Genomic DNA, 566 nt, shown 5'->3' on the forward strand with positions numbered 1-566 from the left:
CGGACGACGCCATAGACTGCAAAGAGGGCGGCGACGAAAAGCATCGCCCAGGTCGCATCGAACGGTATGAGGCCGAACCTTGCGACGGTGATCACGACCACCGACAGCAGGAATACCGGCCAGGAAATCCACGGAATCTCCAAGGCAGCCGCTGCCAAGTACACGAGGCCCGAGGCGACCACGATCGCAGCCAGATCGGTGCCGTGCTCCGAACCATTGAGCAGATCGATCGACACGAAAGCCGCGAAAGCCAGGCCGGTGGCTGCCGGCCACCATTGTATCGACCGCCAGCCAGACGTGTGGGATTCGGACGCCGACTTTGACGCTTCAGTCATCAGTGCTCCTCTTGCGGTGGCGTGGTCCTTGCCGCCCGCCCGTGTAAGCACTAGCAGGCGCAGAGAGTTGGCAGGAATGACAAAAATATGGTAATTTCTGCCAGTGCTGCATCATATAGTCATCGCTGTTTATCAGGACTTCGAATTGCTAGATGCGACCGGCCCGGCGTCCGTTTTCGCATCCGCCAATCACGCTCTCTCAGAGGACGGAATGCCTGCATACTATGCCGT

General features: G+C 59.0%; 1 pseudogene. It reads right to left on the bottom strand.

Annotated features, from left to right (window positions below):
* Window positions 1–335 (bottom strand): annotated as a pseudogene (locus C5L12_RS27790) (hypothetical protein); the annotation flags it as partial.
* Window positions 336–566 lie beyond the last annotated feature (231 nt).

Source organism: Neorhizobium huautlense, from assembly GCF_002968575.1.
Taxonomy (GTDB): Bacteria; Pseudomonadota; Alphaproteobacteria; order Rhizobiales; family Rhizobiaceae; genus Neorhizobium; species Neorhizobium huautlense.